Here is a 25,418-nt window from a genome sequence, read left to right on the forward strand (position 1 = left end):
GCCGGCGGGTGGAGCACCCGTGCCGTCCGGCGACTCATCCAGTTCTACAGACGGCCCGCCGCCCTGGCAAAGACCCCGGATACTAGCCACCCTCGCAGGACAGCACCCCTGGCCCCCCGGCCGGCCCGGTGCACGGCGGCCGCGCGGGGGGTGGGCGGTCTACGGTCCCGCTTCGTATGTGACGTGCGTCCTGTGGGCCGCCTCACCGGGAGGGACCCCGGATCTCACCCAGGGTGAGCAGGAGAACACTCCTCGGATACCCCCACACGATCCGGTCGCCGGGGGGCGCGGCCGGCTCTGCCGTCGGCCGTATCGCGGTCCCACCTGCGGGTTTGCCGTCGGGAGATGCGGGTGCGGGGGGTGCGGCGGAGAATCGGCGAGGGGTGGGGGCCCGGCGGCGGCTCACCGTCCGCCGCTCTTCCTCGAGAGGGAAGGTGATTCCATGGTTTCCCGATCCGCTCGTATACGGCGTGGGTGCACCGTCATGTGTGCTTCGTCCCTGCTGGTACTCACCGGCGCCATCGGTACGGCAACGGCCGGCGCGGCGTCCGCCACGGCCGGCACGCGCGCCGTGCTGCCGCTCGCGAACGACCCCAACAAGATCCTCGAACTCGTCAACCAGGCCCGCCAGGCGGCCGGTTGCCAGCCGCTGACCGTGGACCCCGCGCTGACGGCGGCGGCGCAGGAGTACGCCAACGACACGACCACCAGCCACACGGGCTCGGACGGTTCTTCCGTGCAGGACCGGCTGCGCAAGGCCGGGGCCACGTTCAACGCCTCCGCGGAGAACATCGCCTGGGGTTCGGGCAGCGAGAAGGTACACGTCGACGGCTGGCTCAAGAGCGGCTTCCACGCGCCCAACATCAAGAACTGCAGCTTCACCAAGACCGGGGTCGCCGTCTCGGGCGACCGCATCGTCCAGGTCTTCACCGACTGATCAGGCGACGCACCGGCGCCGGCTTCCGCTCCTCCGGGGTGGCGGCCCCGTGGTCCACGACCACGGGGCCGCCCTCCGGGTTCCCTCGCCGGTCAGGAGGGCCGGCAGCTGTGGAAGCGGCCCGAGTGGATGTGGCCGAAGGACGCCGGGAGGCGCGCGATACCCCGTCCGGGCGCCAGGGTCAGGCTCCGCCCCGTGTAGCCGGGCGCGTTGTAGAGGGTGACGCACCGACCGCGGGACGCCCCGCCGGGCCGCCCGGGGGCGGCGCCGTTCCATACCGACGCCCCGTCGTTGAACCCGACGTACGCCGTGGTCTCCGGAAATCGCGGCATGTCCTGCGCCACCGGGCTCACCACACCCGTGTACGCGGGACCGGTCCATCCGCAGACCCACCCCGGCGCACACCGCTCATCCGGGGCCACGGCGTCATCCGGCGCCGCCGCGGCCACGGGAGCGAGGACGATGCCGAGCGCGAGGCACGCCGCGCCGAGGGCCCCGGTCCAGCGTCCGGTGCGCAAACGCTCCATGTCTCCATCCCACTCCCCCACCGGAAAGATCGCACCCGGCGGGGCCCCGGACCGGCGTCAGCCCGTCGGTACCGTCCACTTCTGCTGGGCGGCCCCGGTGCAGGTCCACAGCTGTAGCCGCGTCCCGTTGGCGGAACCGCCGCCCGTGACGTCGAGGCACTTGTTCGCCTGCGGGTTCACGATGTCGCGGGCGCCGGAGACCGCCCAGCGCTGGGCACCGGTCCCGTTGCAGTCGTAGAGCTGGACCGGGGTGCCGTCGGCGGTGCCGCCGCTCGCGACGTCGAGGCACTTGCCGAGGGCCCGCACCGTCCCGTCGGAGCCGAGCGTCCACTGCTGGGCGGCGGTGCCGTTGCAGTCGTAGAGCTGGACGGGGGTGCCGTTCGCCGGGTTCGCCCCGGCCACGTCGACGCACTTGCCGGCGAGCCCGCTGATCTGGCCCGTCCGGCCGCCGGGGGCGCTGTCGTACGAGGTCACGCGGACGTGGTCGACCACCAGCTGCGCGGGGAAGGCCGTGCTGCCGTCGGGGTCGCCCGGCCAGTAGCCGCCGACCGCGAGGTTCAGGATCAGGAAGAACGGCTTGTTGAAGGCCCAGCTGCGGCCGCCGAGGTCGGCGGGCGTGCGCCGCTGGTAGACGACGCCGTCGACGGACCAGGACACGGAATCGGGGGCCCAGTCGACCGCGAAGGTGTGGAAGGCGTCGGCGAAGGCCTGGCCGCCGGGGAGGGAGTACGCCGCCCCGATGCCGCCGGACCCGGAGTAGCCGGGCCCGTGGAGGGTGCCGTGTACGGTCGACGGTTCGAAGCCGACGTTCTCCATCACGTCGATCTCGCCCGAGTTGGGCCAGCCGACCTGGCCGATGTCGTTGCCGAGCATCCAGAAGGCGGGCCACATGCCCTGGCCGCGCGGCACCTTGAGCCTCGCCTCGACGTGTCCGTACGTCTGCGTGAAGCGGCCCGCGGTGTTCAGCCGGGCCGAGGTGTACTCGCAACGGCCGTACCAGCAGGCGTAGTCGGCGGGGTTCTCCTTGCGGGCCGTGATGACGAGGTGACCCTGCCCGTCGAGGGCGGCGTTGCGGTTGCCCGCCGTGTAGTACTGGCGCTCGTGGTTGTTGACGTTGTCACCGGTCTCGATCTGCCACTTGCCGGAGTCGACGGCGGCTCCGGCGGGGCCGTCGAAGTCGTCGGAGAAGGTCACGGCCGCTGCGGCCCGCGCGACGGGGGCGGGCTCACCGGCCCCGGTGGCGGGGGCGGCCATCCCGCCCCAGCACATGAGGGCGAGGGCGCACAGGAGCGCGCGCCGGTACCGGGTTGAGCGCACAGTCATCACTCGTTTCTGCTGTGGGGGGAGGAGAGGTGACGGTGAATCAATCATGGGCATGACAAAGCATCGCCGGGAAATGAACGCGGAAGCGGTCAGTCCGCGCCCCTTCCTTCAGTACTTGATTGAAGGCGCGCCGTACGGCCGCGTCAAGACGTCGGCAGCCGCACGATCCGTCGAGACCTGACGGACGGCGTCACCATCCCGGTGCGTGGCCGGGCGCCGCCGGGGCAAAGGCGGTTCATGACTAGGAGCCAGAGGATCCGTTTACGGGAGCTCAGCGCGCGGGTCGGTCCCGCCCTGCCCGCCTTCCAACGATCGGTACTGCAAGCGGTGTTGCAGGGTCCGCAGCCGTGCCGGGCCGGGCAGGCGCACGTCCCGCGCCGCGGCCCGGCCGGCCGCCGCCGCGCGGGCGAGTAGGCCCCCGCCGTGCCCGGGCTCTTGAGCGGGCCCGGTACGGCGGATCCGGCGGGTGACGCTCCCGGCGGGGGCCGGCGGCCGGCGGCGCCCCGGAGGCTCAGACCTGGTAGCGGTCGGGGGCGAACCGGGTGAGGTTTTCGGCGACCCACCGCGAGGTGTGGCCCAGACCCTCGGCCAGGGAGACCTTCGGGCTCCAGCCCGCCCATTCCCGGGCCCGGGAGTTGTCCGAGAGGAGCCGGTGCACCTCACTGCCCGAGGGCCGCAGCCGGGACGGGTCCTCGACCACCTCCGCGTCCCGGCCGGAGGCCGCGATCAGTTCCCGGGCCAGGTCCCCGACCGAGATTTCGCGGCCCGTGCCCAGGTTGACGACCTCGCCGAGGGCCCGGTCGCACTCGGCCACCGCGAGGAAGCCCTCCGCCGTGTCCGTGACGTACGTGAAGTCCCGCGTCGGGGTCAAGGACCCCAGTCGTATCTCGCGGGAGCCGGAGTGCAGCTGCGCCAGGATCGCCGGGATGACGGCGCGGGCCGACTGGCGGGGTCCGTAGGTGTTGAACGGGCGCACCACCGTCACCGGCAGCGCGAACGCGTGGTGGAAGGAGAGCGCCAGCATGTCGGCGCCGATCTTCGACGCGGAGTACGGGGACTGCGGCTGGAGCGGGTGGCTCTCGGAGATGGGGGCGGTCAGGGCGGTCCCGTAGACCTCGCTGGTGGAGGTGTGCACGAGGCGGCGGATCCCGTGGCGGCGGCAGGCGTCGGCGACGTGCTGCGTGCCGGTGACGTTGGTCTGGACGTAGGCGCCGGGCGAGGTGTAGCTGTACGGGATGCCGATCAGCGCGGCCAGGTGGAAGACGGTGTCGCAGCCCGCGACGGCGTCGTCGATCCGGCCCGGGTCGCGGACGTCACCGGCCCACATCTCCACCGGACCGTCCGTCGTGGCGAGGTGCCCGGCCAGGTGGCCCTTCTCGGCGTACGGCTTGTAGTGCACGAGGGCACGGACCCGTGCGCCCCGGGCGGCGAGGAGGTCCACCAGCGTGGACCCGATGAAGCCCTCGGCGCCGGTGACGAGGACGGTGCGGCCGGCCCAGGGGTCCGTCGCCGGGACCGGGGCCCCGGCGGTGGCGGTGGTGGCGGTCGGGTTCGCGGCGGTGTTCACAGGCGCTCCAGGCTCGGGAGGGGGCGGGTGGTGGGCAGGCCGGCCACGTTCAGGACGTACGCGGCCAGGAGTTCGGCGGCCCGCGCGTGCGGGCCGGGGTCTGCGGCTCCGGCCATCGACGCGAGGCGGGCCGGATCGGCCAGCAGCGGACCGATCCGGGCGGCCAGGGTCGCGGCGCCGGTTTCCCCGTCGGGCAGCAGCAGACCGGCGCCCGCGTCGGACAGCACCCGGGCGTTGTGGGTCTGGTGGTCACCGGGGGCGTGCGGGTACGGCACGAGCACGGCCGGGACCCCGGTCGCGGCGAGCTCGGCCACGGTCGCGGAGCCGGCCCGGCACACCACCAGGTCGGCGGCCGCGTACACCAGGTCCATCCGGTCCAGGTAGGGCACGGCGCGGGCGACCAGCTGCCCGCCCTGCTCGGCGAGGTCCGCCACCGCGGCGGGGAGCGCGGCCGGACCCGTCTTGATCAGCAGGTGGACGTCCCGGCGGTCCTGCCACAGCGCGGCCAGGGCGACGGCGGCCCCGGTCAGGCGCAGGGCGCCGAGGCTGCCGCCGTTGAAGACGACCAGCCTGCGCCCGTCCGGCACCCCCAGGGCCCGGCGGGCCTCGGCGCGCAGCACGGTCCGCTCGGCGGGGGTCCGGGCCGCGAGGACCGACAGGGATGCCGATATCGGCATCCCGGTGGTCAGGGCCCGCGCGCCGCCCGCGAGGTGGGGGCGGCTGCGGTCGAAGGCGACGGCGACGTGCGGGGTGAGCCGGGCCGCGAACCGGTTGGCGCGGCCCGGGACCGCGTTGGACTCGTGGATGACCGCGGGCAGCCCCGCCAGCCGGGCGCCGAGCACGGCGGGCGCGCTCGGGTAGCCGCCCATGCCGACGACGACCTGTGCTCCCTGGGCCCGGATCACGGACTTGGCCTGCCCGGCCGAGCGCAGCAGCGCGGCGGGCAGCAGGTAGCGCCTGGCTCCGAGGGCCGGGTCGAAGGGGATCATGTCGACGGTGTGCAGGGGGTATCCGGCGGCCGGGATCAGTTCTGTCTCCAGGCCCCGTTCGGTGCCGACGAAGGAGATCTCGGCGCCGGGGACGGCCGTGCGCAGGGCTTCGGCGAGCGCCAGTCCGGGATAGATGTGGCCGCCGGTGCCGCCCGCGCCGATGACTACGGAGAGGTGTGGGGAGGTCATGGCGAGCACCTTGCCGGTGTGCCCTAAGAGGGTTCTAAGAGTTCCGGATCCGGGGTTTGGCAGGCTTTGTCCATGAGCTCCGCGAACAGGTACCGGATTTTGGTGGTCGACGACGAGCCCGAGGTGCGGGCCGCCGTGCAGGACGGGCTCTCCGTCGAGGGGTACGAGGTGCGGGGGGCGGCCGACGGCCTGGCGGCGCTGTCCGAGGTGGCGGCGTGGGAGCCGGACGCCGTCGTCCTGGACGTGATGATGCCGGTGCTGGACGGGCTGGGGGTCTGCCGTCAGCTGCGTGCGGCCGGCGACCGGACGCCCGTGCTCGTGCTGACCGCGCTGGACTCGGTCAGCGAACGGGTCGACGGGCTGGAGGCCGGCGCCGACGACTACCTGGTGAAGCCCTTCGCCCTCGACGAGCTGGTGGCCCGGGTGCGGGCCCTGCTGCGGCGGGCCGCCCCGGATCCGGCGGACGCCGGTCCGGTCGCCCTCGGCTACGCCGATCTCGTCCTGGACCCGCTCACGCGGACCGGGCGGCGCGGGGAGCGTGCGCTGGAGTTCAGCCGGACCGAGGCGGCGCTGCTGGAGCTGCTCCTGCGCCACCCCGGGCAGGTCCTGACGCGGGAGCTGATCCTGGAGCTGGTCTGGGGTCGCGACTTCGGGCCGGATTCCAATTCCCTGGCCGTCTACGTCGGCTATCTGCGGCGGAAGCTGGAGGCGGGCGGGGAGCCCCGGCTCGTGCACACCGTCCACGGGGTGGGCTACCGGCTGGACGTGCGGTGACCCGGGGGGCCGGCAGGCGCTCGGCGCCGTGGCGGCGGCGCCGGCCGCTGCGGACCCGGCTCGCGATCGCCGTCACCGCCGCGGTGGCCTTCGTCGCGGTCGGCGTCTGCGGCGCGGCCTTCCTCCAGGGCCGGTCCGCGCTGTACGGGCAGCTGGACCTGAGCCTGACGGAGGCGGCCCGGCGGGCCGCCGAGGAGTACGGGAACTCACCGCCGGGCACGGCCTCCTGGTCGTGCCAGTACCTGGCGGCGCCCGCCTGCGTCCAGATCGTGCCGGCCGATCCGGGCGCGGACCCCAAGGGCGGCGAGCACGCGTACACGATGCCGGTGGCGCCGCAGACCCGGCTGGTCGCGGGGCGGAAGCTGGCCCCGTTCTACACCGACATCGTCGTGGAGGGTCATCCCGCGCGGATGCTCACCACGGACTTCCTCAAGGGCCGGGCCCTCCAGGTGGCACTGCGCTCCGACACCGTGGAGCTCGGCATCGACCGGGCCGCCCGCTGGCTCGCGGTGACGGCCGCCGCCGGGGTGCTGCTGGCGGCCGTCCTCGGGTACTGGGTGTCGCGGACCGGCCTCGCGCCCGTCTCCCGGCTCACGGCCGCCGCCGAGCGGATCGCCGCCACCCGCGACGCGCGCCACCGCATCGACCTCCCGCCGCCCGGTCGGGAGGACGAGATCACCCGGCTGGCCCGGAGCTTCAACACCATGCTCGGGGAGCTGGAGGAGTCGGTCACCGCCCAGCGGCGCCTGGTGGCCGACGCCTCGCACGAACTGCGCACCCCGCTCACCGCCCTGCGCACCAACGCCGAACTGCTCGCCAGGGGCGAACGGCTGACGGCGCAGCAGCGCGAGCGGGCGTCGCTGGCGCTGGGGCGGCAGCTGCGGGAGGTGACGGGCCTGGTCAACGACCTGATCGAGCTGGCCAGGGACGAGGAGCCACAGGCGCTGGTGGAGCCGGTACGGCTCGGGGCGCTGGTGGACCACTGCGCGGAGGCCGCCCGAACGCACTGGCCCGCCACGGAATTCCGGGTCAGGACGGTCCCGGTGACGGTCGAGGGGGTGCCCGCCCGGCTCAGCCGGCTCGTCGGCAACCTGCTGGACAACGCCGCGAAGTTCAGTCCGCCGGGCCGGCCCGTGGAGGTGGAGCTGGCCGTCCGGCCGGGCGGGGCACCGGAGCTGACCGTCCGTGACCACGGCCCGGGGATCGCCGACGCGGACCTCCCGTACGTCTTCGACCGCTTCTACCGGGCCGGGAGCGCCCGCGCCCTGCCCGGCTCGGGGCTGGGCCTGGCGATGGCCCGGCAGATCGCCCGGGCGCACGGGGCCGAGCTGACGGCCCGGGCGGCGCCGGGCGGCGGGGCGCTGCTGCGGCTGACGTTCTGACGGTGCCGGGCGGCCCCGGGCCCCGGCGCGGTGGGGCCGGCGCAGATCATCCGGAGTGCCCGGAGTGCCCGGAGTGCCCGGCGTGCTCGGTGTGTGCGGCGTGCTCGGTGTGTGCGGCGTATTCCGCGTCCTCCGAGCGCTCGGCGTATTCGGCGCACAGGCAGCCGACGCCCTTCTCGATCCACTCCTGCCCGGTCCATTCCGGGTGCCGTTCGGTCAGCAGCGCCCGGACCTCGGCCACGATCTCGCTGTCGGCCGTGCCGCGGTCGCGCCGGCGCCAGGTCTCGTCGCGCAGCTCGCGCAGGTAGTCGCGGACGTCGGCGAGCAGCCGGGGGCCGCCGGCCTCGCCGTGGCCGGGAACCACCAGGCGGTGGCCGTCCGCCACCAGCCGGTCCAGGACCGCGAGCCAGCCGACGCCCGAGACGTCGGTGTCGTGCGGCGGGAACCAGGGGAAGATCGCGAACTGTCCCGCCTCGGCCAGGTCTCCGGTGAACAGCACCCCGGCGTCCGGTACTTCGATCACCTGGTCCCCCTGGGTGTGGCCCCGGCCGGTGGGCCGCAGGCGGACGGTGCGGCCGCCGAGGTCCAGCTCGTAGCCGCCGTCGTGGACCACGTCGGGGGTGGGTACGCGGACTCCGGCGTCGAGCCGGTCGGCGACCGTCCGGCCGAGGCCGCGGAACATCTCCAGGTACCCGGCTCCCTTCGCCCTCAGGTCGTCCGCTTGGGCGCGGTTGACGACGTACGTGGCCCGCCCGGCGAAGACGTGCGCGCCGAAGGCGTGCTCGGGGTGGAAGTGCGTCGAGGTCAGGTACAGCCTGCGGCCCCCGGCCACCTCGGACGCCAGGGCGAGGACCTGTTCGGCGTTGGCGGTGCCGAGGCCCGTGTCGACGACGAGCACGGCCGATGTGCCGCCGATGAGGCCGATGTTGGGGACCAGCGGGACCCCGCGGTCCGGGATCACGAGCAGGTCGGGGGCGATCTCCCGGGCCCCTGCGACGTGCACGGCGGGGTCGGGAAGCGGTATCTCGTTCATGCTCCGATTCCAGCGCCCGGGTACCCCGGCCGTCCAGGACCGATACGGAACACCCCGGTACCGGACGGGTATCGTCGCAGCATGGAGCTGCGAACGTTGCGTTATTTCGTCGCGGTCGCGGAGGAACTCCACTTCGGCCGGGCGGCAGCCCGGCTGCACATGAGCCAGCCCCCGCTGAGCCGGGCGGTCAAGCGCCTGGAGGCCGGCCTCGGCGCCACCCTGCTGCTCCGCTCCCCCACGGGCGTGACCCTCACCCCCGCCGGCGCGGTGCTGCTGGACGAGGCCCGCGGCCTGCTCGGCCGGGCCGACCGGGTGCGCGCACGGGTGGCCGCGGCGGCCGGGCCCGCGGTCCTCACCGTCGGCCTGCTCGGCGACGGCACCGACCTGGGCGCGGTCCGGCTGGCCGACGCGTACCGGGAACGGCACCCGGGTACCGAAGTCCGGGTCCGCGAGGCCGGCCTGACCGATCCGACCTGTGGGCTGCGCGCCGGAAGGGTCGACGTCGCCCTCACCCGTGCGCCGTTCGACGAGGCCGGTCTGCGCGTGCGCGGGCTGCGCGCCGACCCCGTCGGCGCGGTGCTCCGCGCCGACGACCCCCTGGCCCGCCGCGCGCGCCTGGAGCTGGCGGACCTGGCCGGCCGGCGCTGGTTCCGCTTCCCGGACGGCACCGACCCGCTGTGGTGTGCGTACTGGAGCGGCGGCGAGCCACGCGAGGGGCCGGTGGTCCGGGCCGTCCAGGAATGCCGGCAGGCCGTGCTCTGGAACGGCACGGTCGGCATGACCCCGCTCGGACACGAGGTGCCCGGGGGGCTGGTCGCCGTACCGGTGGCCGGCATGGCGCCGAGTCGTGTCGTGGTGGTGTGGAACGAAGGGGATCCGAACCCGCTGATCCCCACCTTCGTCCGCCTCGCGGCGGCCACCTACCGCCGGCCGGACGGCGACGGAGACTAGGGCGTCCCGGCCCCGCACTCCGCCCCGCCGCCGCGGGTGAGTTCCGTACACAGCGTGGTCTCGACCTTGCCCAGCAGACGGGCCAGTTCGGCGCGTTCGGAGGGGTCCAGGCCGTCGAGGGTCTGGCGTTCCAGTTCGCCCCAGGCCCTGCGGACCTCGACCAGCAGCCCGCAGCTGGTCTCCGTCGCCTCCACCAGCGAGGCCCGCCGGTCGGCCGGGTCGGGGCGGCGGCGTACGTGGCCCGCGTGCTCCAGGCGCTGGAGCATCTTCGTCACCGTGGACGGGTCGAGGCCGACCGCCTTGATCAGCTCCGACTGGCGTACGGCCCCGCTGTCCCACAGGTGCATCATCAGGAACTCCTGCCCCGGGTGGAGTCCCAGGTCGCGCAGGGCCCGGCCCGCCGCGATCCGGTGCAGGCGCGCGACCCGGCTGATCGCATGACTCACCGGGCCGTCCAGCACGGCGCTGGGCACCGCGCACCCCGGGGTGGTGCGCGGCTCCTGGACGGGTTCCGCAGTCATCGGGGCGCGCCTCCTGGGCAGGGGTGGTACGGATCGGGCCGGCGGGGGCGGCCGCGCGGGGCCGCCCGGCCGCTGTCGGGGGAATTCTACCCGCCGCGCCGACATTGGATTGGTCGGCCAAGTAATGCGGTACGCTGACACCGCAGCCATTCATTGGCCGACCAACTAACTTTGCGAGGCGAGCATGACCAGCGCTTTCGAACCGGTCCGCATCCCCGGCACCGGCCTGTCCAACCGGATCGCCCTGGCACCGATGACCCGCAGCCGGGCGGGCGAGGGCGGCGTCGCGACGGCGCTCATGGCGGAGTACTACACCCAGCGCGCTTCGGCGGGCCTGCTCATCAGCGAAGGCATCCAGCCCTCCCCCGTCGGCCAGGGCTACCCGTTCACCCCCGGCCTGCACAGCGCCGAGCAGATCGCCTCCTGGCGCGCGGTGACCGACTCCGTGCACGCGAGCGGCGGCCGGATCTTCGCCCAGCTGATGCACTCCGGCCGGATCGGCCACCCCTCGCTGCTGCCCGACGGCCTCGTCCCCGTGGCCCCGTCGGCGGTGGCCCCCCAGGGACAGCTGTTCGCCGGGGACGGCATGAAGGACTTCGAAACCCCGCACGAGCTGACCGGCGCCGAGGTCCGCCAGACCATCGCGGACTACGCCCAGGCCGCCCGCAACGCGGTGGAGGCCGGCTTCGACGGGGTGGAGCTGCACGGGGCCAACGGCTACCTGATCCACCAGTTCCTGGCCCCCGGCTCGAACCTGCGCACCGACGAGTGGGGCGGCCCGGTGGAGAACCGGATCCGCTTCGCGGTGGAGGTGGTCAAGGCGGTGGCCGCCGCGATCGGCGCCGAGCGGACCGCCCTGCGCGTCTCGCCCGGAAACCCGTACAACGACATCTCCGAGCCCGACCCGCAGCCCGCCTACGAGGCGCTCGTCAAGGAGATCGACGGGCTCGGCCTGGCCTACCTCCACGTCATGGAGCACGGCCCCGAAGCCCGGGACGCGACCCTCGCGCTGCGCAAGCAGTTCTCCGGCACGCTGATCCTGAACCCGGCGACCGAGGGCCCCACGGACCACCGCGCCCTGCCCCTGATCGAGGACGGCCTCGCCGACCTCCTCGCCTTCGGAGCCCTCTTCCTGGCCAACCCCGACCTGCCCGGGCGCCTGCGCACCGCGGGCCCGTACAACGCGCCGGATCCGGCCACCTTCTTCGGGGGCGACGCCCGCGGCTACACGGACTACCCGGCCCGCTGACCGGGAGCCCTTCCGCGCTCGCCGGGGCACGGACGGGAGCCCGGCTTACGGGCTCGCCGGGGCACGGACGGGAGCCCGGCTTACGCTGGAAGAGGCGGCCGGCCCGATGAGCGGCCGTCGGCCGCCACCCGTGGGCACCTGCCCCCTCCCCCTCCGAGCGGGTGCCCACCCCCCGTGCCCCGGGGCGCCGGGCGTCACCGTCCGGAGCCGGTGGCCCCGTAGTACTCGGACATCGCGAGCCGGTAGTCGGGGTCGCTCAGGTGACGGTCGCGATGGAATTCCGGCGACGCCTTGATCTGCTCCTTCGGCAGGTCGACGTGCACGGTGTGCTCGCTCTCGTCGATCCGGGCGACGGTGCCCGCCGGGATCAGCACCTCCCGGCCGAAGATCCACGGTCCGGTGTCGACGACGAGGTAGGCGTCCGACACGTCGGCCGAATGCTTGTCGACCTTGCCGATCGTGCCGTCCGCCGCCGCGACGGTGTAGCCGGTGATGTCCTGGCCCGTGGGGTGGACGATGCCGGACCGGTACGCCCACATGTCGTCGTGCATGATCCATCACTCCTCGTTCTGGTGTCCCGATGTGCGCCTGCCCCGCCGCACGTGCCCCTTGCGCACCGGCTCATGCGCACCGATCCCGAACCCGTTCCTCCGGTTCGGCGCGCGCGTTCAGCGCGCCCGCTCCACGCGGGCGAGCCACTCGGTGAGCAGGGCGCGCAGCAGCTCCGGCTGCTCGTGGGGCAGGGCGTGGCCCGCGTCGTCGGCGACGGCCAGCGAGGCGTGCGGGTGCCGGGCGGCGAGCTCGATGGCGGAGGCGTACCCGACCGTGGAGTCCAGTCGCCCCGCCACGACCACGGCCGGGCCGGGGTAGGGCGGTGCGCCGTCGGGCGTGAGCGTCCACCGTGCGCCGATCCGCTCGGCGGCGGCCCGGTCCACGAGGGCGGCGGCCGGCGCGACGTGGCGTTCGTAGCGGTCGAGCATCTCCGGGGTCTGGACCACGAAGTAGCTCCGGAAGACCTCGTCGCCCAGCTCCCCCGTCCCGGCGACGAGGCGGTGCTCGGGGACGTCGCGCGGGTGCGGCGTCAGCGGACAGACGAGCGCCAGGCCCGCGACGCGGTCCGGGCGCCGTGCGGCCATCGCCGCCGCGTAGTACGCGCCCGCCGAGTGGCCCGCGAGGAGGTACGCGGTCCCGCCCGTGACGGCGTCGGCGAAGCCGAGCAGCGTGGCGAGGACGTCATCGGCGCCGCGCAGCGAGCCGGGTGCGGCGGTGCGGCCCGATCCGGGGAGGTCGGGGTAGATCCGGCGCAGCCCCGCCACGCCGCCGAGGGCCGGCTCGAAGCAGGCCTCGGCCTCGCGGTGGTCGACGCCGGCGCCGTGGAGCACCAGCACGGGGCGGCCGCTGCCGTGCTCCACGTGGTGGACCACCACCGGGCCGGTTCGGGTCTCCATTTCCGCATGCTAACCGGGCACCGCGCCGCATGAGCCGCCGCGTCCGGCGCGGTGACGGTGGAGAGCCCGGTTCGTGCGCCCGACGGGATGTGGCGGGGCGGTCCGTCGTGTCGGACGCGGTCCCAGGCGGGCGGCGGCGAGGATGGGCGCGTCAGGTCGGCCGGGAACAGGCGAGGTGCGCGGTGACTCGTGAGCGCGTGGATACGGGCCCGAGGTGACGGCGCCGGAGACGGCCGCCGCCGTGCCGCACGAGCTGGGCGCCGTACTGGCGGGGGTGCTGGAGGGTTCCCACGGTGCGTCCGCGGTGGAGTTGGCCGGTCTGATCGCCGGGGCCGCCGGCCGGCTGGGCATCACCGGGACCCGTCTGTACCTGGCCGATGTCCAGCAGGTGAGGCTGGCGCCGCTGCCCCGGGGCGCCCGCACCACCGAGGAGCGGGGGGACCGTCTCAGCGCCGAGGAGCAGGACGGTCTCGACATCGACCGGTCGCTGGCCGGTCTGGCGTACCGGACCCAGCGCGTCCAGCGGGCGCGGGACGAGGACACCGTCTGGTTCCCGATGGTCGACGGCATCGAGCGGATCGGAGTCATGCGGGCCGTCGTCCCCGGCGCGAACGGCGGGCTGCTGGAAGCGGGCCGGGCGCTGGCGAGCCTCGCCGCGCTGCTGGTGGTGTCCGAGTCCTCGCACCACGACGACCTCGTGCGGCGCGAGCGGTCGCGGCCGATGACCCTTCAGGCCGAGCTGCTGTGGGCGTTCCTGCCGCCGCGGACCATCGGCACCGGCCGGGCGACCTCCTCGGCGGCCCTGGAACCGGCGTACGACATCGGCGGTGACGCCTTCGACCACAGCTTCGCCGACGACGTGCTGCACCTGGCGCTGCTCGACGCGATGGGCCACGACCTCGCCTCGGGGGGCGCGAGCGCCGCGGGGCTCGCCGCGTACCGCTCCACCCGTCGGTCCGGCGGGACCCTCCCCGACATCGTCGCGGCCATCGACCGCACGCTGGTGCGGTGGATCCCCGAGCGGCTCATGACCGCGGTGATCGCCGAACTGGACACGCTGCACGGGGACTTCACCTGGATCAACTGCGGCCACCCGGCGCCGCTCCTGATCCGCGACGGCCGCGTGCTCCAGGGCGCCCTCGAACGCCCCGCCCACCTCCCCCTCGGTTTCGGGTTCCACACGCCGGACCCGCCCGTACCGCAGCGCGTCCGCCTCCAGCCCGGCGACCGCGTCCTGATCTACAGCGACGGCGTGACCGAAGCCCGCTCCCGGGACGGGACCTTCTTCGGCGAACAGCGCCTGGCCGACACCGTCATCCGCTCCACCGCCTCGGGCGACAGCGCTCCGGAGGCGCTCCGGCGCCTCATCCAGCACCTCCTCACCCACCAGGAGCACCGCCTCAGGGACGACGCGACCCTCCTGGTGGCCGAATGGCACCCGCCGGGACAGCACCCGGCGGGACGGCCCGCGGAGGGGCGGGAGCGACGGGCGCCGGGCAGGCCGGCCTAGGTACCCGCGGCCGCGCGGGCGGACTCGGCCGCCGGGCCCGCCGGGTCCCGGGGGCTGAGCGGCTGCGGCCGCGGGGCGGGGATGAGGGCGGCGACGGTCGCGGAGACGAGGGCGAGCGAGCCGCCGAGCAGCAGGCCGGTGCGGAAGCCGCTTTCGGAGGTGAACGTGAACCCGCCGGCCGTGGTGGTCATGTGGGCCAGGACCACGCCGACCACGGCGGCGCCGACCGAGGTGCCCAGGGAGCGCATGAGCGTGTTGAAGCCGTTCGCGGCGCCGGTCTCGGCGAGCGGCACCGCGCCCATGATCAGGGCCGGCATGGCTCCGTAGGCGAGGGCGACACCGCTGTTCATGATCATGGCGGCGACCATCAGGCCCGGGGCCGTACCGGCCAGCAGCAGGGCCGCGCCGTATCCCGCCGCCAGCACGAGGGCGCCGCAGACCAGCGTGGTCTTGGGCCCCCGCGCATTGGTGAGACGGCCCCCGAGCGGGGACACGGCCATCATCATCAGGCCGCCGGGCAGCATCCACAGGCCCGCCGCCAGCATGGACTGGCCCAGGCCGAAGCCGGTGGCCTCGGGGTACTGGAGCAGCTGCGGGACGACCAGCATGCTCGCGTACATGCCGAAGCCGATGAAGACGGAGGCGAGGTTCGTCAGCAGGACGCGCGGCCGGACGGTGGTGCGCAGGTCCACCAGCGGGTGGGTGGTGCGCCACTCGAACCAGCCCCAGGCGCTCAGGACGACGACGGCGGCGGCGGACGGGGCGAGGGTGGTGGCGGAGCCCCAGCCCCAGTCGGCACCCTTGGACACGGCGAGCAGCAGGCACACCAGGCCCACGGCCAGGCCCAGCGCGCCGACGAAGTCGAAGCGCTGGCCCCGGGCGCCGGCCGGAACGTCGGGGACGAAGGCGACGATCATGGCGGCGACGGCCGTCGCGAGCGCGGCGGCCCCCCAGAAGAGGAAGCGCCAGTCGGCGTACTGCGCGACCGCCGCGGAGAGCGGGAGTCCGATGCCGCCACCGATGCCCATGGAGGCGCTCACCAGGGCGATGGAGGAGCTGAGCTTCTCGGCGGGCACGAGGTCGCGGAGCAGGGCTATCCCGAGGGGGATCATCCCCATGCCGATGCCTTGCAGACCACGGCCGACGATCATCGGGACGACGCTGCCCGCGAGCGCGCACACCACCGATCCGACGATCAGCGGGACGGCGCACGCCAGGAGCATGCGGCGCTTGCCGATCATGTCGCCCAGGCGCCCGCTGATGGGGACGCACACCCCCGCGACGAGGAGCGTGGCGGTCACGACCCAGGCGGAGTTGGAGGGGGAGGTGTGCAGGAGCTTCGGCAGGTCGGCGAGGAGCGGGGTGACCAGGGTCTGCATGACGGCGGCGGTGACGCCCGCGAGGGCGAGCGTGGCGATCACCTTGCCGGTCTGCGGAGCCGTGGGCGGCTGAGGCATGGGGAGGGTCCCTCTGGGCGTGGGTCGGCCGCCCCGCCGTCCGGGCGCGGTGGAGCGGTGGAGCGGTGGAGCGGTGGAGCGGTGGGGTGCGCGGTCGGGGTGGGGCGGCTGATATCGGTTCACTCGAACGAGCACACCCTATCCAGTAGTCAACTATCACTTGACGGCTCGCGGCGTGTCAACTCGAACTGTTGGCCGGTCACCGGTTGTTAGGCTGGGCGCGTGCCCACCGAAACCCCCAGGCCACTGCGCGCCGACGCCCTGCGCAACGTCGAGAAGATCGTGCGGGCGGCCCGCGACGTCTACGCCGAGCAGGGCCCCGAGGCGCCGCTCGACGAGATCGCCCGGCAGGCCGGGGTGGGCATCGCGACTCTCTTCCGCCGGTTCCCGGACAAGGCGGCCCTGCTGCGGGCGGTGCTGGAGCAGCAGTTCACCCAGCAGGTGCTCCCCGTCATCGACCGCGCCCTCGACGACGAGGACCCACGACGGGGGCTCACCTCCGTGATCGAGGCGGCCCTCACGTCGGCGGCGGACGAGCACCACGTCCTGACGGCGGCGCGCAATGCCGGGATCCTCACCTCGGAGGCCGGCGCCCGCTTCTTCGACGCGCTCGACCCGTTGGTGACGCGGGGCCAGCAGAGCGGGGTGATCCGGGAGGACCTCGTACCCGACGACCTGAAGCGGGTCATGGGCATGCTCGTGAGCGTGCTGTGGACGATGGATCCGGGCGACGGGGGCTGGCGGCGCTACGTGACCCTGGTCCTGGACGGCCTGACCCCCGCCGCCGCCAGCCCCCTGCCGAACCCCGCTCCCCCGCTGCTCCCCCGCCGCCGGGCCTGACCCGCGCACGGGCCGCCGCACGTCGGGGCCAGAGGCAAACCCTCCAAGGGAGGCCGGGCATCGTTGTGCCCGTCAAGATCACCCCGCTCGCCGGTGCGGCGACAGACTTGCGGTAACGCGGGACCGGGGGCCGGGACGGCCCCCGCCGTGCCCGTCCGTGACCACACCTGGGAGACCACACCGTGAGCGAACGCGTCATCGCGCCCAAAAGCCGGGGCTTCCTCTTCCTCGACTCGCACCCCGAGGGCTGCCGATGGCTGGTGGAAGAGATGTGGCGGGCGGTCCCCGGCCCGGTCACGGCCGAGGGCGACGGGCCCGTGGCCCTGGTGATCGGCTCGTCCGCCGGGTACGGTCTGGCCGCCACGATCGCGGGGCTGGCCCGGGTCGGCATCCGTGGCATCGGCGTGTGCTTCGAGAAGGCGCCCGGGCGGCGTACCGGCACGGCCGGCTGGTACCGCACCGCCGCCACCGCCCGCCTCGCCCGGCAGCACGGGCGGGACATGGTGTTCCTCAACGGTGACGCGTTCGGCGACGCGATGAAGGAGCAGGTCGCCGGTCTCCTCACCGAGCGGTTCGGGGGGCGGCTCGACTTCCTGGTCTACTCGGTGGCCGCGCCCCGCCGCACCGACCCGGACACCGGTGCGGTGTACGCCTCGGCCCTCAAGCCGATCGGCTCGCCGCACACCACCAAGACCCTCGTCTTCGACGAACTCGGCGCCCCGGAGGTCAAGGAGGTCACCACCGCGCCGGCCGAGGGCGATGACATCGAGCAGACCGTGGCGGTGATGGGCGGCCTCGACTGGGAGCGGTGGATCACGTTCCTGGCCGACCGGTCGCTGCTGGCCGAGGGCTTCACCACCGCCGCCCTGTCCTACATCGGCTCGCCGCTGACCGCGGCGATCTACCGGCAGGGCACCATCGGCGCGGCGAAGTCCCATCTCGAAGCCACCGCCCGCACGTTGGACGAGCGTCTGCGCAAGACCCTGGGGGGCAGGGCCGTCACCTCGGTCAATGCCGCGGCGGTCACCCAGTCCTCCACCGCCATCCCGGGCATCGCCCTGTACACCGGGCTGCTGCGCGGCGTCGTCGGCGAGGCCATGGTGAGCCCGGTCGGACAGCTGACACAGCTGTGGGACCGGCTGACCGGCGCCCGGCCCCTCGGCCTCGACGAGGAGGGCCGGGTCCGTCTCGACACCTGGGAGCTCGACCCCGCCGTACAGGACGCCGTCGCCGAACGCTGGAGCAGCGCCACCAGCGACAGCATCACCGCGCTCGGCGACCTCGGCTGGTTCGCCGACGAGGTCCGCCGCCTCTACGGCTTCTCCGTGCCCGGCGTCGACTACAACGCCCCGGTCGAAACCGAGGTTCCCTGGCCCGCTCCGGCGCCCTGATCCGCGCCCGGCCCCCCGCCCGTCAGGGGTGTTCGCGGCCCAGTTCGCGGCCCACTTCGCGGCCCAGGCGGTCGTCGCGGACGGTCCTGACGGGCGCTCCGGTCAGGTGCTCCAGCGTGCCGGTCAGGGCGAGCACCCGCTCCAGCGGGGGCTGCCTGCCGTCGAGGTGGAGGGCGACGCCCGCCGCGTGCGTCCGGCGTCTGACCATCAGCAGCGCCGACAGGCCCATCGAGTCGCAGACGAGCAGACCCGTGCAGTCCAGGCGCAGGATCCGCACGTCGGGACGCGTACCGAGTTCTCGGTCCACCGCCTCCAGCAGGAGGTGGTACGTCTCGTGGTCGAGGTCGCCCTCCAGGGCGAGGGTGACGCTCCGGTCGGCCGCCGCGTCCGGCGCGGCGGGCGTCAGGGTCAGCGATACGGGTGCGGGGTTGGTGGTCATCGGTGTACTTCCGGAGCCGGGGAGTTCGGGGCGGGGCGGTCGGTCAGCTCCCGGGCCCCGCGACGGATCAGCCGCGTCGCCCGGGGGAAGTCCCCGAGCTCGGCGCCGAGCAGGTCCAGGGTCGGGAGCAGCACGTTCGCCGGGACGTGACGGGCGGTGAGGATGTCGGCGGTCCAGCAAATGAAGCCCGTGAAGAGGTCGTCGTCGTCGACGTAGAGCGCGGCCCCGAGGAATTCGACGATGTGGGCGATGTCCTGCGCCGTCTGCTGGAGTTGCCACGCGGAGTACGCGCGCATGGCGGGCAGGAGCTCGGTGAGGCCGGTCACGACGGCCTTGACCAGTTGCGGGGCCGAGCGGGTGACCAGGGTGTACTCCTGGTCGCGCAGGTGGGGCAGGTGGTCGGCGGGTTCGTGGCCCGGACGCGGGCGGGGCAGCGGGCCCGCGGCCAGCCGGTCGGCGGCGCCGCGGGCGTCGGGCGCCCAGGCGTCGGCGCCGAGCATCCGCGCGTAGCGGCCGTCCTCGCCGAAGGCGGAACCCCCCGCGAAGACGGGGACCCCGGCCGCCCGGCAGGCGGCGATGGTCGCGTGGGCCGCCGGGAGCCGGGTGGCGAGGGAGCCGGAGAGGGCGACCGCGGCGGGCCCGGTGCGGTGGAGGTGTGCGACGAGCCGCGGGGGCGGCACCAGGGTGCCGAGGTGGTCGACCTGCCAGCCGCGCAGCCGCAGGACCTCGGACAGCAGCCTGGCGGGCAGGCCGTGCCACTCCCCGTCCACGCAGGCGACGGTGATGTGCCCGGCGCTCGGCCCCGGCGGGGCCTGTGCGCAGGGGTGGCGGACGAGGGCGGAGACGCACCGGTCGTTGATGGTCGTGGCCGCGTGTTCCTGGGCCACGCTGAGGCGGTCGGCGGCCCATTCCGCGCCGACCCGGCGCTGCACCACCCCGATGACGTCCAGCAGGGCGCTCTCCGCGCCGACGCTCTCGGCGGCGGCGAGGACGGCGTCGCGCGCGGCCGTCTCGTCCTGGGCGAGGACCGCGTCCCAGAGGCGTCGCGCCCCTTCCTGCCGCGCGTCCGCCAGGACGGGCCCGCCGCCCTCGGGGGACGGGAGGGGGAGGCTCATGCCGTGTACCTCCCCGGGCCGTGCCCGCCGACCGCGCTGAGGTGGTTGGTCCGCGGTGCGGTGATGGCGACGAGGGCCATGTCGTCGTGGCGCCCGCCGCCGATCCACTGGGCGGCCAGCATCTGCATGCGTTCCACGATCGCCTCGGCGGGCATGCCCGCGCAGTCGGAGAGGGCCCGCTTCATCCTGGTCTCGCCGAACAGTTCGTCGCCCAGCGGGCCGCCCTTGGCCTCGGTGAAGCCGTCGGTGAACAGCACGCAGGTCTCGCCCGGGGCGAGTTCGGCGCGCAAGGTGACGGCCTCCACCTCGGGCAGCGCCCCGACGAGCGTGCCGCGGGTCGGGACCTCCTCCACCGTGCCGTCGCCGCGGACGATCAGGGGCGGCGGGTGGCCGGCGCTGGTCAGCCGGAGGGTGACCTTGCCGTCGTGGCGGGCCACCGAGGCCAGGACGAGTGTGGCGAACCGGGCGTGGTGCGAGTTGAGCAGGGCGCCGTTGAGGAGGCGGAGGATCCGCCGGTGGTCGGACGCCATCGGCAGCAGGGCCTGGAGGGTGTTGCGGATCTTGCCCGTGAGCACGGCGGCGTCCAGCCCCTTGCCGCAGACGTCCCCCAGGACCACGAGAGTTTCGCCGCCGCCGGCTTCGTCGGCGTCCGCGCCCGCGCCCGGGGGCGGGGTCCGGTGGACGTCGTAGAAGTCGCCGCCGATCCGGTGGTCGTCGCCGGAGGGCCGGTAGCCCCCGGCGAATTCGATCCCGTCGATGTGGTGGAGGGCGGGGGGCAGCAGGTCCCGCATGAGCGTCTCGGTGATCGAGGTCTGTTCGGCGTACAGGCGCGCGGCGGACATCGCGGCGCCGGCGCGTGCGGCGAACAGCCGCGCGAACACCTCTTCGTTGTCGTCGAAGGCCGCCGTGTCACCGTGGCGCAGCAGGACGAGGGCTCCGGCGGCCACCCCGGGGCCGGGCAGCGGGGTGACGACCATCGAGCCGACGGTGCCGAATCCCTCGGGGACCACCCAGGACGGTGCCAGTGCCGGGTCGACCCAGCGGGAGGGCAGGGGCGGGAAGCCCTGGAGCGCCTCGGCCAGGCCGGGGAGCTCCGAGGGGTCGACGGTCAGGCGGGCGGCGCGGGGTTCTGCGCCCCGGGCGCAGGAGACGGTGTCGTGGGTCCGGCCGGAAGCCGGGCCGATCACCAGGGCGCCGTCGGCGAGGTGTTCCGCCGCGAGCTGTGCGGTGACGGCCATGCACCGGTCGACGTTGAGGGAGGACAGCAGCGCGTTGGAGGCCAGGCTCAGGAACCTCGTCCGGCCTCGTTCCACGGCGAGCGCCTCGGCGGCGGTGCGGCGTTCGGTGTCGTCGATGAACCACCAGGCGACGTCGCCGTGGTCCAGGGGGGTCGGGTGCGCCGCGAAACTGCGGTCGCCGACGGCCCCGTCGGCCGGGGCCGGGGGCGCGGCGGAGGCCGGGAGCGGCTCGCCGGTCTTGAACCGGCGGTGGGCGGTGGTGATCCAGCGGGGCACCGCGGCGCTAAGCTCGGCGCCGATCCGCGCCCCGGGGAAGAGGACGGCGGCCGCCTGGTTCACCAGCGACAGGGTCCCCTCGGAATCGACCACGAGGACGGGGCAGGGGGCGGTGGCGCACGCTGGTCCTGTGACGCTTCGGCTCGTCGGGGCGGATCGCCCTGGGGAACTGGCCATAGACAAGGACTCGCAGCGCGGGCCCCTCACCTCTTCACTTCGGACGGCAAAATAGTTTCCCCTCGGCAACTATCCATCATCGGGCAGGGCGGGCGCAATCCCGCCCCGGCCGACCGGGGCCGCCTCACCCGTCGTCGCGACAGCCCGTACAGACGTGCGTCCGGACATGTGACGGTCCCTCACGACGCCCGCCGGTCAGGCAGACCGGGAGGTCAGATCCTCCGGGGACGGCAGCCTCAGCGGCCGCGCGACGGCCGCGCAGAAGTCGGCCAGGCCCACGGCCAGGGCGGCCCGCGAGGCCGCCGGCATCGCGGACATCGCCTCCGTCAGCGCCGCTTCCCTGCGGGCCCGCAGCTGCCCGAGGTAGGTCCGGCCGGCGTGCGTCAGCCCCAGCCGGATCTCGCGGCGGTCGTCGGGTCCGGGCTGTCGTTCGAGGAACCCCACGGCCTGGAGCCGGTCACACAGCCGGGTGACCGACGGCGGAGCCGCTCCCAGCAGCCTGCCGAGCGTGCCCAGGTTCATCCCGGCGTTCCCGTCGATCAGGAACAGGACCCGGGCCTGGGCCGAGGAGACGGGAGGGGCGCAGGCCGTGTCACGGCTGCGCTCCCAGACGACCTCCAGCAGCTCGATCATGTCGCTCACCTCCGCCACCGCCGCCGTTGCGGGCCGGGCGGGGTCGACCGGCCTCTGACTCATGTGACACTCCCTACCGGATGTACGCGCTGCGTGCCCCCGACGGACCGGCGGCTTCGTGGTCCCCCATATTGGCAGTTCCCAGAGAGGCAGGACCCAGGCCGGTGGCACGACCCCAGGGAGTGGAGCGCATTCTGCGGAATGCGGCCCCGCACGAGTTGTTCGACAAGGTCCGCGACGTACTGCTCGACCGGTACCGCGCGCACTACGTCGAACTGCTGATGGCGGACTACGCCATGACCAGACTCCAGCCCGTCACCGCACTTCCCTTCACCGCCGATCCCGTGTCGGTGCACAACAGTCCGCAAGGCCGGGCCTTCGGCGCCCAGGAACCGTACGTGAGCGATCTGGGCGCCGAGGTGAGCGTCCACCTGCCCGTGAGCGTGCGCGGCGACCGCATCGGCGTGCTGAGCGCGCACTTCTCCGCCCAGGCGTACGAGGGCCTGGTCCTCGGGGAGCTCCAGGACGTGGCCGACGCGCTGGGCCACGAGATCCTCGTCGCCGAACGCGACACCGACCTCTTCCTCCAGGCGCGGCGGGCGACCCGGCTCACCCTGGCCGCGGAGATGCAGTGGCAGCTGCTGCCCGGACGCTCCTGCTCCCGGCCCGAGTACGACCTCGGCGGCCAGCTGGAGCCGGCCTACGCCATCTACGGCGACAGCTTCGACTGGTCGGCTTCCGCCGAGCACCTGACGCTGACCGTCAACAACGGCATGGGGCAGGGGATCGAGGCGGCCCTGCTGACCAATCTCGCCGTCAGCGCCCTGCGCAACGCCCGGCGGGCCGGTCTCGGCCTCGTCGACCAGGCGTCGCTGGCGGACCAGGCGGTGTACGGCCAGTACCAGGGGCGCCAGCACCTGGCCATGCTGCTGCTCCGCTTCTGCCTGGACACCGGCGAGGTCGACATCATCGACGCCGGATCGCCCCGGATCTGGCGGCTGCGGCAGGGCGTCGTGGAACCGATCGAGCTGGAGGCCCAGCTGCCGCTCGGCATGTTCGAGGACACCGTCTACACCTGTCAGCGCTTCCGGGTCCTGCCCGGGGACCGGCTGTTCTTCCTGAGCGACGGCGTCTACGACGTGGCCTCGCCCGGCGGGGAGCCGTACAGCCTGCACGCGCTGACCCGGGCCGTCATCAGCACCCGGCTGCTGCCGCCCTCCCAGGTCCCGCGGGCGATGCTGGAGGAGCTGTCCGGGCACCGGGGCCAGATCCAGGCGGCGGACGACGCCATGGTCGTCTGCCTCGACTGGCGCGGCCGGGCCGACGAGGAGCCGGACGCGGTGCAGGGGTGACCTCGTGCGGGGACGGCCGGGGCCGCTGGACGTCCCCGGCGGCTGCCGAAAGGCGACATCGCGCGGTAACCGGTGGCAAAGTGAGCACCATGCCCCGTTCCGGCGGTCCACCCGGCCCCTACGAGGACCCGTCCGCGGCGATGAGCGCCGCGGCGGAGCTCCTCGAGGTGCTGCGCGCCCGGGGTCAGGACGCCGCGGCGCCGGCCGTCTCCCCCTCGCAGATGCGGGCGCTGCTGGTCGTGGAGCACTCCGCGGGGATCAACCTGCGGACGCTCGGCGCCGTGCTCGGCTCCCGGCCCCCCTCGGTCACGCGGCTGTGCGACCGGCTGGAGGCCATGGGATTGCTCACACGGTCCACGAGCCCGACCAGCCGGCGGGAGATCGAGCTGCGCCTGACCGTGCGGGGCGCCGCGCTGCTGGAGGAGCAGCGGACCATCCGGCTGCGCGAGATGTCGGCGGTGCTCGGCCGGATGGAGCCGGCGGCGCTGGACGCGCTCGTCGCGGGCCTGACAGCCTTCCGGGAGGCTGCCGACGGCCACTTCGCGGTGCCCGCCCCGGGTACCGGGGGGCCGTTCTCCGACAGCGCCTGAAGCCCGCGCCGGGCGGTGCGGCGGCGCGGTGCGGGGGGGCAGGGTAATTGACTTGTTAAAACATTGCCTAACGGCAAATGATCACTCTAAGCTGACCCCCGACGCAACCTGGCGTCCGTCGGACGTCCGCACTCCGTGGCGAGAAAGGAAACACGACGCCATGGGGAGCACCCTCGACCTGGGGTCCCAGCATCCTGGTGGCGGCAGGCCACCACACATCGTGAATACGCCCCGGCGGGCCTCCTCCGCCGAGCAGGACCGCACCCTGGCGCTCTGGAGCGGTGTGCCGCCGTACGTCCTCCTCATCGAGGACGACGAGGGCGACGCCCTGCTGGTCGAAGAACTGGTGGAGGACAGCGGGATCGACGTCCGTCTCGGACGCGCCCGCTCGCTCGCCGACGCCATGCGCCTGCTCGCCGCCGAGGCGCCGCAGTGCGTCCTGCTCGATCTGCACCTGCCGGACGCCGAGGGGATAGACGGCCTCAACAAGGTGCTGGCCGTGTCCGCCGAAGCCGCCGTGGTGGTCCTCACCGGACTCTCGGAGGAACAGGCCGGGCTGACGGCCGTGGCCGCGGGGGCCCAGGACTACCTGGTCAAGGGCCGCCTGGAGGCCGACGTCTTCATGCGGGCCATCCGCTACGCGATCCAGCGCAAGCAGACCGAGCTCGCCGCCGTCGCCCTGCACGCCGGCAAACTGCACGCCGAGGAGAACGCCCGCCTGGAGCGCGGCCTGCTGCCGACGCCGCTCCTGCTGGACGATTCCGTCACGGTCTGCGCCCGCTACCAGCCCGGCCGCGCCCAGACCCTGCTCGGCGGGGACTTCTACGATGTCGTCCAGACCCCCGACGGGGCGACGCACGCCGTCGTGGGCGACGTCTCGGGACACGGTCCCGGCGAAGCCGCCCTCGGCGTGTGCCTGCGCGTGGCCTGGCGGGCCTTCGTCATGGCCGGCGCCCGCGGCGCGGAGCTGCTCCGGCTCCTGGAACAGATCCTGCTGGCGGAGCGGGCCGGCCCCGAGATCTTCGCCACGCTCATCGCCGTCACCCGCCCTCCCGGCGCCGACCACGTCCGCGTGCAGCGCGCCGGGCACCCGGGCCTCCTGCTGCGCTCCCAGACGGGCGTGGAGCTGCACGAGGTGCCCGGGGGCCCCGCCCTGGGCATCATGCCCGGCTGGGGTGTGGGCTGGCCCGTCACGGAGGTCCCGATGGGGCCCGCCGACGCCGTGATGCTCTTCACGGACGGCCTGATCGAAGGGCGCGTCGGGCCGGGCTCCGACCGCCTCGACGAGACGGGCCTGCTTGACATCGCCCGGCGGCACACGGGCCTGGCCGCCGACCCCTTCGTCGACACCCTGATCCGCGAGGCCCAGGGCCTGGCCGCCGACTGGGGCGGCCTGGCCGACGACGTCGCCGTACTCCACCTCGAATGGAACACCCCCGCGTGAGCTCCGCAGAACGAACACCGTCCGCTCCCGCCGCCGCCCCCGCCCGGCGTGCCGGGCCCCTGCGTC

At 74.3% G+C, this 25,418-nt stretch carries 24 protein-coding genes; 11 read left to right on the plus strand and 13 right to left on the minus strand.

The features are described from left to right. Nucleotides 1-484 precede the first annotated feature (484 nt). Entirely contained in the window at nucleotides 485-937 is a 453-nt protein-coding gene (locus ACFYYT_RS30130) for a CAP domain-containing protein (protein WP_351827331.1), read from the plus strand. A 92-nt stretch (nucleotides 938-1,029) separates the two neighbouring features. Here ACFYYT_RS30130 and ACFYYT_RS30135 read toward each other — a convergent pair whose 3' ends face one another. From ACFYYT_RS30135 to ACFYYT_RS30150, 4 genes are all read right to left on the minus strand, one after another. Next, the gene (locus ACFYYT_RS30135; protein ID WP_351827334.1) at nucleotides 1,030-1,464 is read right to left on the minus strand and encodes a peptidase inhibitor family I36 protein; all 435 of its coding nucleotides are present in this window, start codon (nucleotides 1,462-1,464) and stop codon (nucleotides 1,030-1,032) included. 57 nt (nucleotides 1,465-1,521) lie between these two features. Beyond that, on the minus strand, nucleotides 1,522-2,787 hold the full coding sequence (locus tag ACFYYT_RS30140; protein WP_385315312.1) for an RICIN domain-containing protein: 1,266 nt from the start codon (nucleotides 2,785-2,787) through the stop codon (nucleotides 1,522-1,524). A gap of 511 nt (nucleotides 2,788-3,298) precedes the next feature. Next, on the minus strand, nucleotides 3,299-4,354 hold the full coding sequence (locus ACFYYT_RS30145; protein ID WP_351827336.1) for an SDR family NAD(P)-dependent oxidoreductase: 1,056 nt from the start codon (nucleotides 4,352-4,354) through the stop codon (nucleotides 3,299-3,301). Continuing rightward, nucleotides 4,351-5,532, minus strand: a complete 1,182-nt coding sequence (locus tag ACFYYT_RS30150; RefSeq protein ID WP_351827339.1) for a UDP-N-acetylglucosamine--N-acetylmuramyl-(pentapeptide) pyrophosphoryl-undecaprenol N-acetylglucosamine transferase — start codon at nucleotides 5,530-5,532, stop codon at nucleotides 4,351-4,353. Before ACFYYT_RS30150 ends, ACFYYT_RS30145 begins: the two co-directional genes overlap by 4 nt. Nucleotides 5,533-5,604: 72 nt before the next feature. Here ACFYYT_RS30150 and ACFYYT_RS30155 point away from each other — a divergent pair, with 72 nt between their 5' ends. Further along, complete coding sequence (locus ACFYYT_RS30155) at nucleotides 5,605-6,306, plus strand: response regulator transcription factor (protein ID WP_351827341.1); 702 nt, start codon at nucleotides 5,605-5,607, stop codon at nucleotides 6,304-6,306. Next, complete coding sequence (locus ACFYYT_RS30160) at nucleotides 6,303-7,688, plus strand: HAMP domain-containing sensor histidine kinase (RefSeq protein ID WP_351827344.1); 1,386 nt, start codon at nucleotides 6,303-6,305, stop codon at nucleotides 7,686-7,688. Before ACFYYT_RS30155 ends, ACFYYT_RS30160 begins: the two co-directional genes overlap by 4 nt. A 46-nt stretch (nucleotides 7,689-7,734) precedes the next feature. Here the strand turns inward: ACFYYT_RS30160 and ACFYYT_RS30165 are convergent, their stop codons facing one another. After that, on the minus strand, nucleotides 7,735-8,721 hold the full coding sequence (locus tag ACFYYT_RS30165) for an MBL fold metallo-hydrolase (protein ID WP_351827345.1): 987 nt from the start codon (nucleotides 8,719-8,721) through the stop codon (nucleotides 7,735-7,737). Between the two features lie 81 nt (nucleotides 8,722-8,802). On the opposite strand from ACFYYT_RS30165, the gene ACFYYT_RS30170 reads away from it, so the two are divergent. Beyond that, on the plus strand, nucleotides 8,803-9,672 hold the full coding sequence (locus ACFYYT_RS30170) for a LysR substrate-binding domain-containing protein (RefSeq protein ID WP_351827348.1): 870 nt from the start codon (nucleotides 8,803-8,805) through the stop codon (nucleotides 9,670-9,672). Here the strand turns inward: ACFYYT_RS30170 and ACFYYT_RS30175 are convergent. Continuing rightward, on the minus strand, nucleotides 9,669-10,193 hold the full coding sequence (locus ACFYYT_RS30175) for a MarR family winged helix-turn-helix transcriptional regulator (RefSeq protein ID WP_351827350.1): 525 nt from the start codon (nucleotides 10,191-10,193) through the stop codon (nucleotides 9,669-9,671). The two genes, ACFYYT_RS30170 and ACFYYT_RS30175, sit on opposite strands and share 4 nt — an antisense overlap. A 184-nt stretch (nucleotides 10,194-10,377) precedes the next feature. Between ACFYYT_RS30175 and ACFYYT_RS30180 the strand changes: the two genes are divergently transcribed. After that, on the plus strand, nucleotides 10,378-11,442 hold the full coding sequence (locus tag ACFYYT_RS30180) for an alkene reductase (protein WP_351827353.1): 1,065 nt from the start codon (nucleotides 10,378-10,380) through the stop codon (nucleotides 11,440-11,442). Nucleotides 11,443-11,636: 194 nt separating this feature from the next. Here the strand turns inward: ACFYYT_RS30180 and ACFYYT_RS30185 are convergent, their stop codons facing one another. Further along, nucleotides 11,637-11,993 carry a PRC-barrel domain-containing protein gene (locus ACFYYT_RS30185; protein ID WP_351827356.1) on the minus strand — a complete coding sequence of 119 codons (357 nt, stop codon included), beginning with the start codon at nucleotides 11,991-11,993 and terminating at the stop codon, nucleotides 11,637-11,639. Between the two features lie 117 nt (nucleotides 11,994-12,110). Then, entirely contained in the window at nucleotides 12,111-12,890 is a 780-nt protein-coding gene (locus tag ACFYYT_RS30190) for an alpha/beta hydrolase (protein WP_351827359.1), read from the minus strand. Between the two features lie 214 nt (nucleotides 12,891-13,104). On the opposite strand from ACFYYT_RS30190, the gene ACFYYT_RS30195 reads away from it, so the two are divergent. Continuing rightward, entirely contained in the window at nucleotides 13,105-14,400 is a 1,296-nt protein-coding gene (locus tag ACFYYT_RS30195; protein WP_351827361.1) for a PP2C family protein-serine/threonine phosphatase, read from the plus strand. Here ACFYYT_RS30195 and ACFYYT_RS30200 read toward each other — a convergent pair. Then, the gene (locus ACFYYT_RS30200; protein ID WP_351827363.1) at nucleotides 14,397-15,857 is read right to left on the minus strand and encodes an MFS transporter; all 1,461 of its coding nucleotides are present in this window, start codon (nucleotides 15,855-15,857) and stop codon (nucleotides 14,397-14,399) included. The genes ACFYYT_RS30195 and ACFYYT_RS30200 overlap by 4 nt on opposite strands. Before the next feature lie 222 nt (nucleotides 15,858-16,079). On the opposite strand from ACFYYT_RS30200, the gene ACFYYT_RS30205 reads away from it, so the two are divergent. Both ACFYYT_RS30205 and fabV read left to right on the plus strand, forming a co-directional pair. Continuing rightward, entirely contained in the window at nucleotides 16,080-16,697 is a 618-nt protein-coding gene (locus ACFYYT_RS30205; RefSeq protein ID WP_351827366.1) for a helix-turn-helix domain-containing protein, read from the plus strand. A 182-nt stretch (nucleotides 16,698-16,879) separates the two neighbouring features. Continuing rightward, nucleotides 16,880-18,088 (plus strand): enoyl-[acyl-carrier-protein] reductase FabV, encoded by a 1,209-nt coding sequence (gene fabV / locus ACFYYT_RS30210; RefSeq protein WP_351827369.1) that lies wholly within the window; start codon nucleotides 16,880-16,882, stop codon nucleotides 18,086-18,088. Between the two features lie 22 nt (nucleotides 18,089-18,110). On the opposite strand, the gene ACFYYT_RS30215 is transcribed toward fabV, so the two are convergent. The 4 genes from ACFYYT_RS30215 to ACFYYT_RS30230 all read right to left on the minus strand — a co-directional run bounded on the left by ACFYYT_RS30215 (nucleotide 18,111) and on the right by ACFYYT_RS30230 (nucleotide 22,029). After that, nucleotides 18,111-18,527, minus strand: a complete 417-nt coding sequence (locus ACFYYT_RS30215; RefSeq protein WP_351827371.1) for an STAS domain-containing protein — start codon at nucleotides 18,525-18,527, stop codon at nucleotides 18,111-18,113. Then, nucleotides 18,524-19,642, minus strand: a complete 1,119-nt coding sequence (locus ACFYYT_RS30220) for a cobalamin B12-binding domain-containing protein (protein WP_351827373.1) — start codon at nucleotides 19,640-19,642, stop codon at nucleotides 18,524-18,526. Before ACFYYT_RS30220 ends, ACFYYT_RS30215 begins: the two co-directional genes overlap by 4 nt. Then, nucleotides 19,639-21,333 carry a PP2C family protein-serine/threonine phosphatase gene (locus ACFYYT_RS30225; protein ID WP_351827375.1) on the minus strand — a complete coding sequence of 565 codons (1,695 nt, stop codon included), beginning with the start codon at nucleotides 21,331-21,333 and terminating at the stop codon, nucleotides 19,639-19,641. Before ACFYYT_RS30225 ends, ACFYYT_RS30220 begins: the two co-directional genes overlap by 4 nt. A 195-nt stretch (nucleotides 21,334-21,528) precedes the next feature. Beyond that, on the minus strand, nucleotides 21,529-22,029 hold the full coding sequence (locus ACFYYT_RS30230) for a MarR family transcriptional regulator (protein WP_351827376.1): 501 nt from the start codon (nucleotides 22,027-22,029) through the stop codon (nucleotides 21,529-21,531). Nucleotides 22,030-22,130: 101 nt separating this feature from the next. On the opposite strand from ACFYYT_RS30230, the gene ACFYYT_RS30235 reads away from it, so the two are divergent. From ACFYYT_RS30235 to ACFYYT_RS30245, 3 genes are all read left to right on the plus strand, one after another. Beyond that, the gene (locus ACFYYT_RS30235) at nucleotides 22,131-23,318 is read left to right on the plus strand and encodes a PP2C family protein-serine/threonine phosphatase (RefSeq protein WP_351827379.1); all 1,188 of its coding nucleotides are present in this window, start codon (nucleotides 22,131-22,133) and stop codon (nucleotides 23,316-23,318) included. Nucleotides 23,319-23,407: 89 nt separating this feature from the next. After that, nucleotides 23,408-23,908 carry a MarR family transcriptional regulator gene (locus ACFYYT_RS30240; RefSeq protein WP_351827382.1) on the plus strand — a complete coding sequence of 167 codons (501 nt, stop codon included), beginning with the start codon at nucleotides 23,408-23,410 and terminating at the stop codon, nucleotides 23,906-23,908. A gap of 160 nt (nucleotides 23,909-24,068) precedes the next feature. Continuing rightward, the gene (locus tag ACFYYT_RS30245; RefSeq protein ID WP_351827385.1) at nucleotides 24,069-25,352 is read left to right on the plus strand and encodes a SpoIIE family protein phosphatase; all 1,284 of its coding nucleotides are present in this window, start codon (nucleotides 24,069-24,071) and stop codon (nucleotides 25,350-25,352) included. The last annotated feature ends 66 nt before the right edge of the window (nucleotides 25,353-25,418 follow it).

The organism is Streptomyces sp. NPDC002032, from assembly GCF_042890765.1.
In the GTDB taxonomy this organism is placed as follows: domain Bacteria; phylum Actinomycetota; class Actinomycetes; order Streptomycetales; family Streptomycetaceae; genus Streptomyces.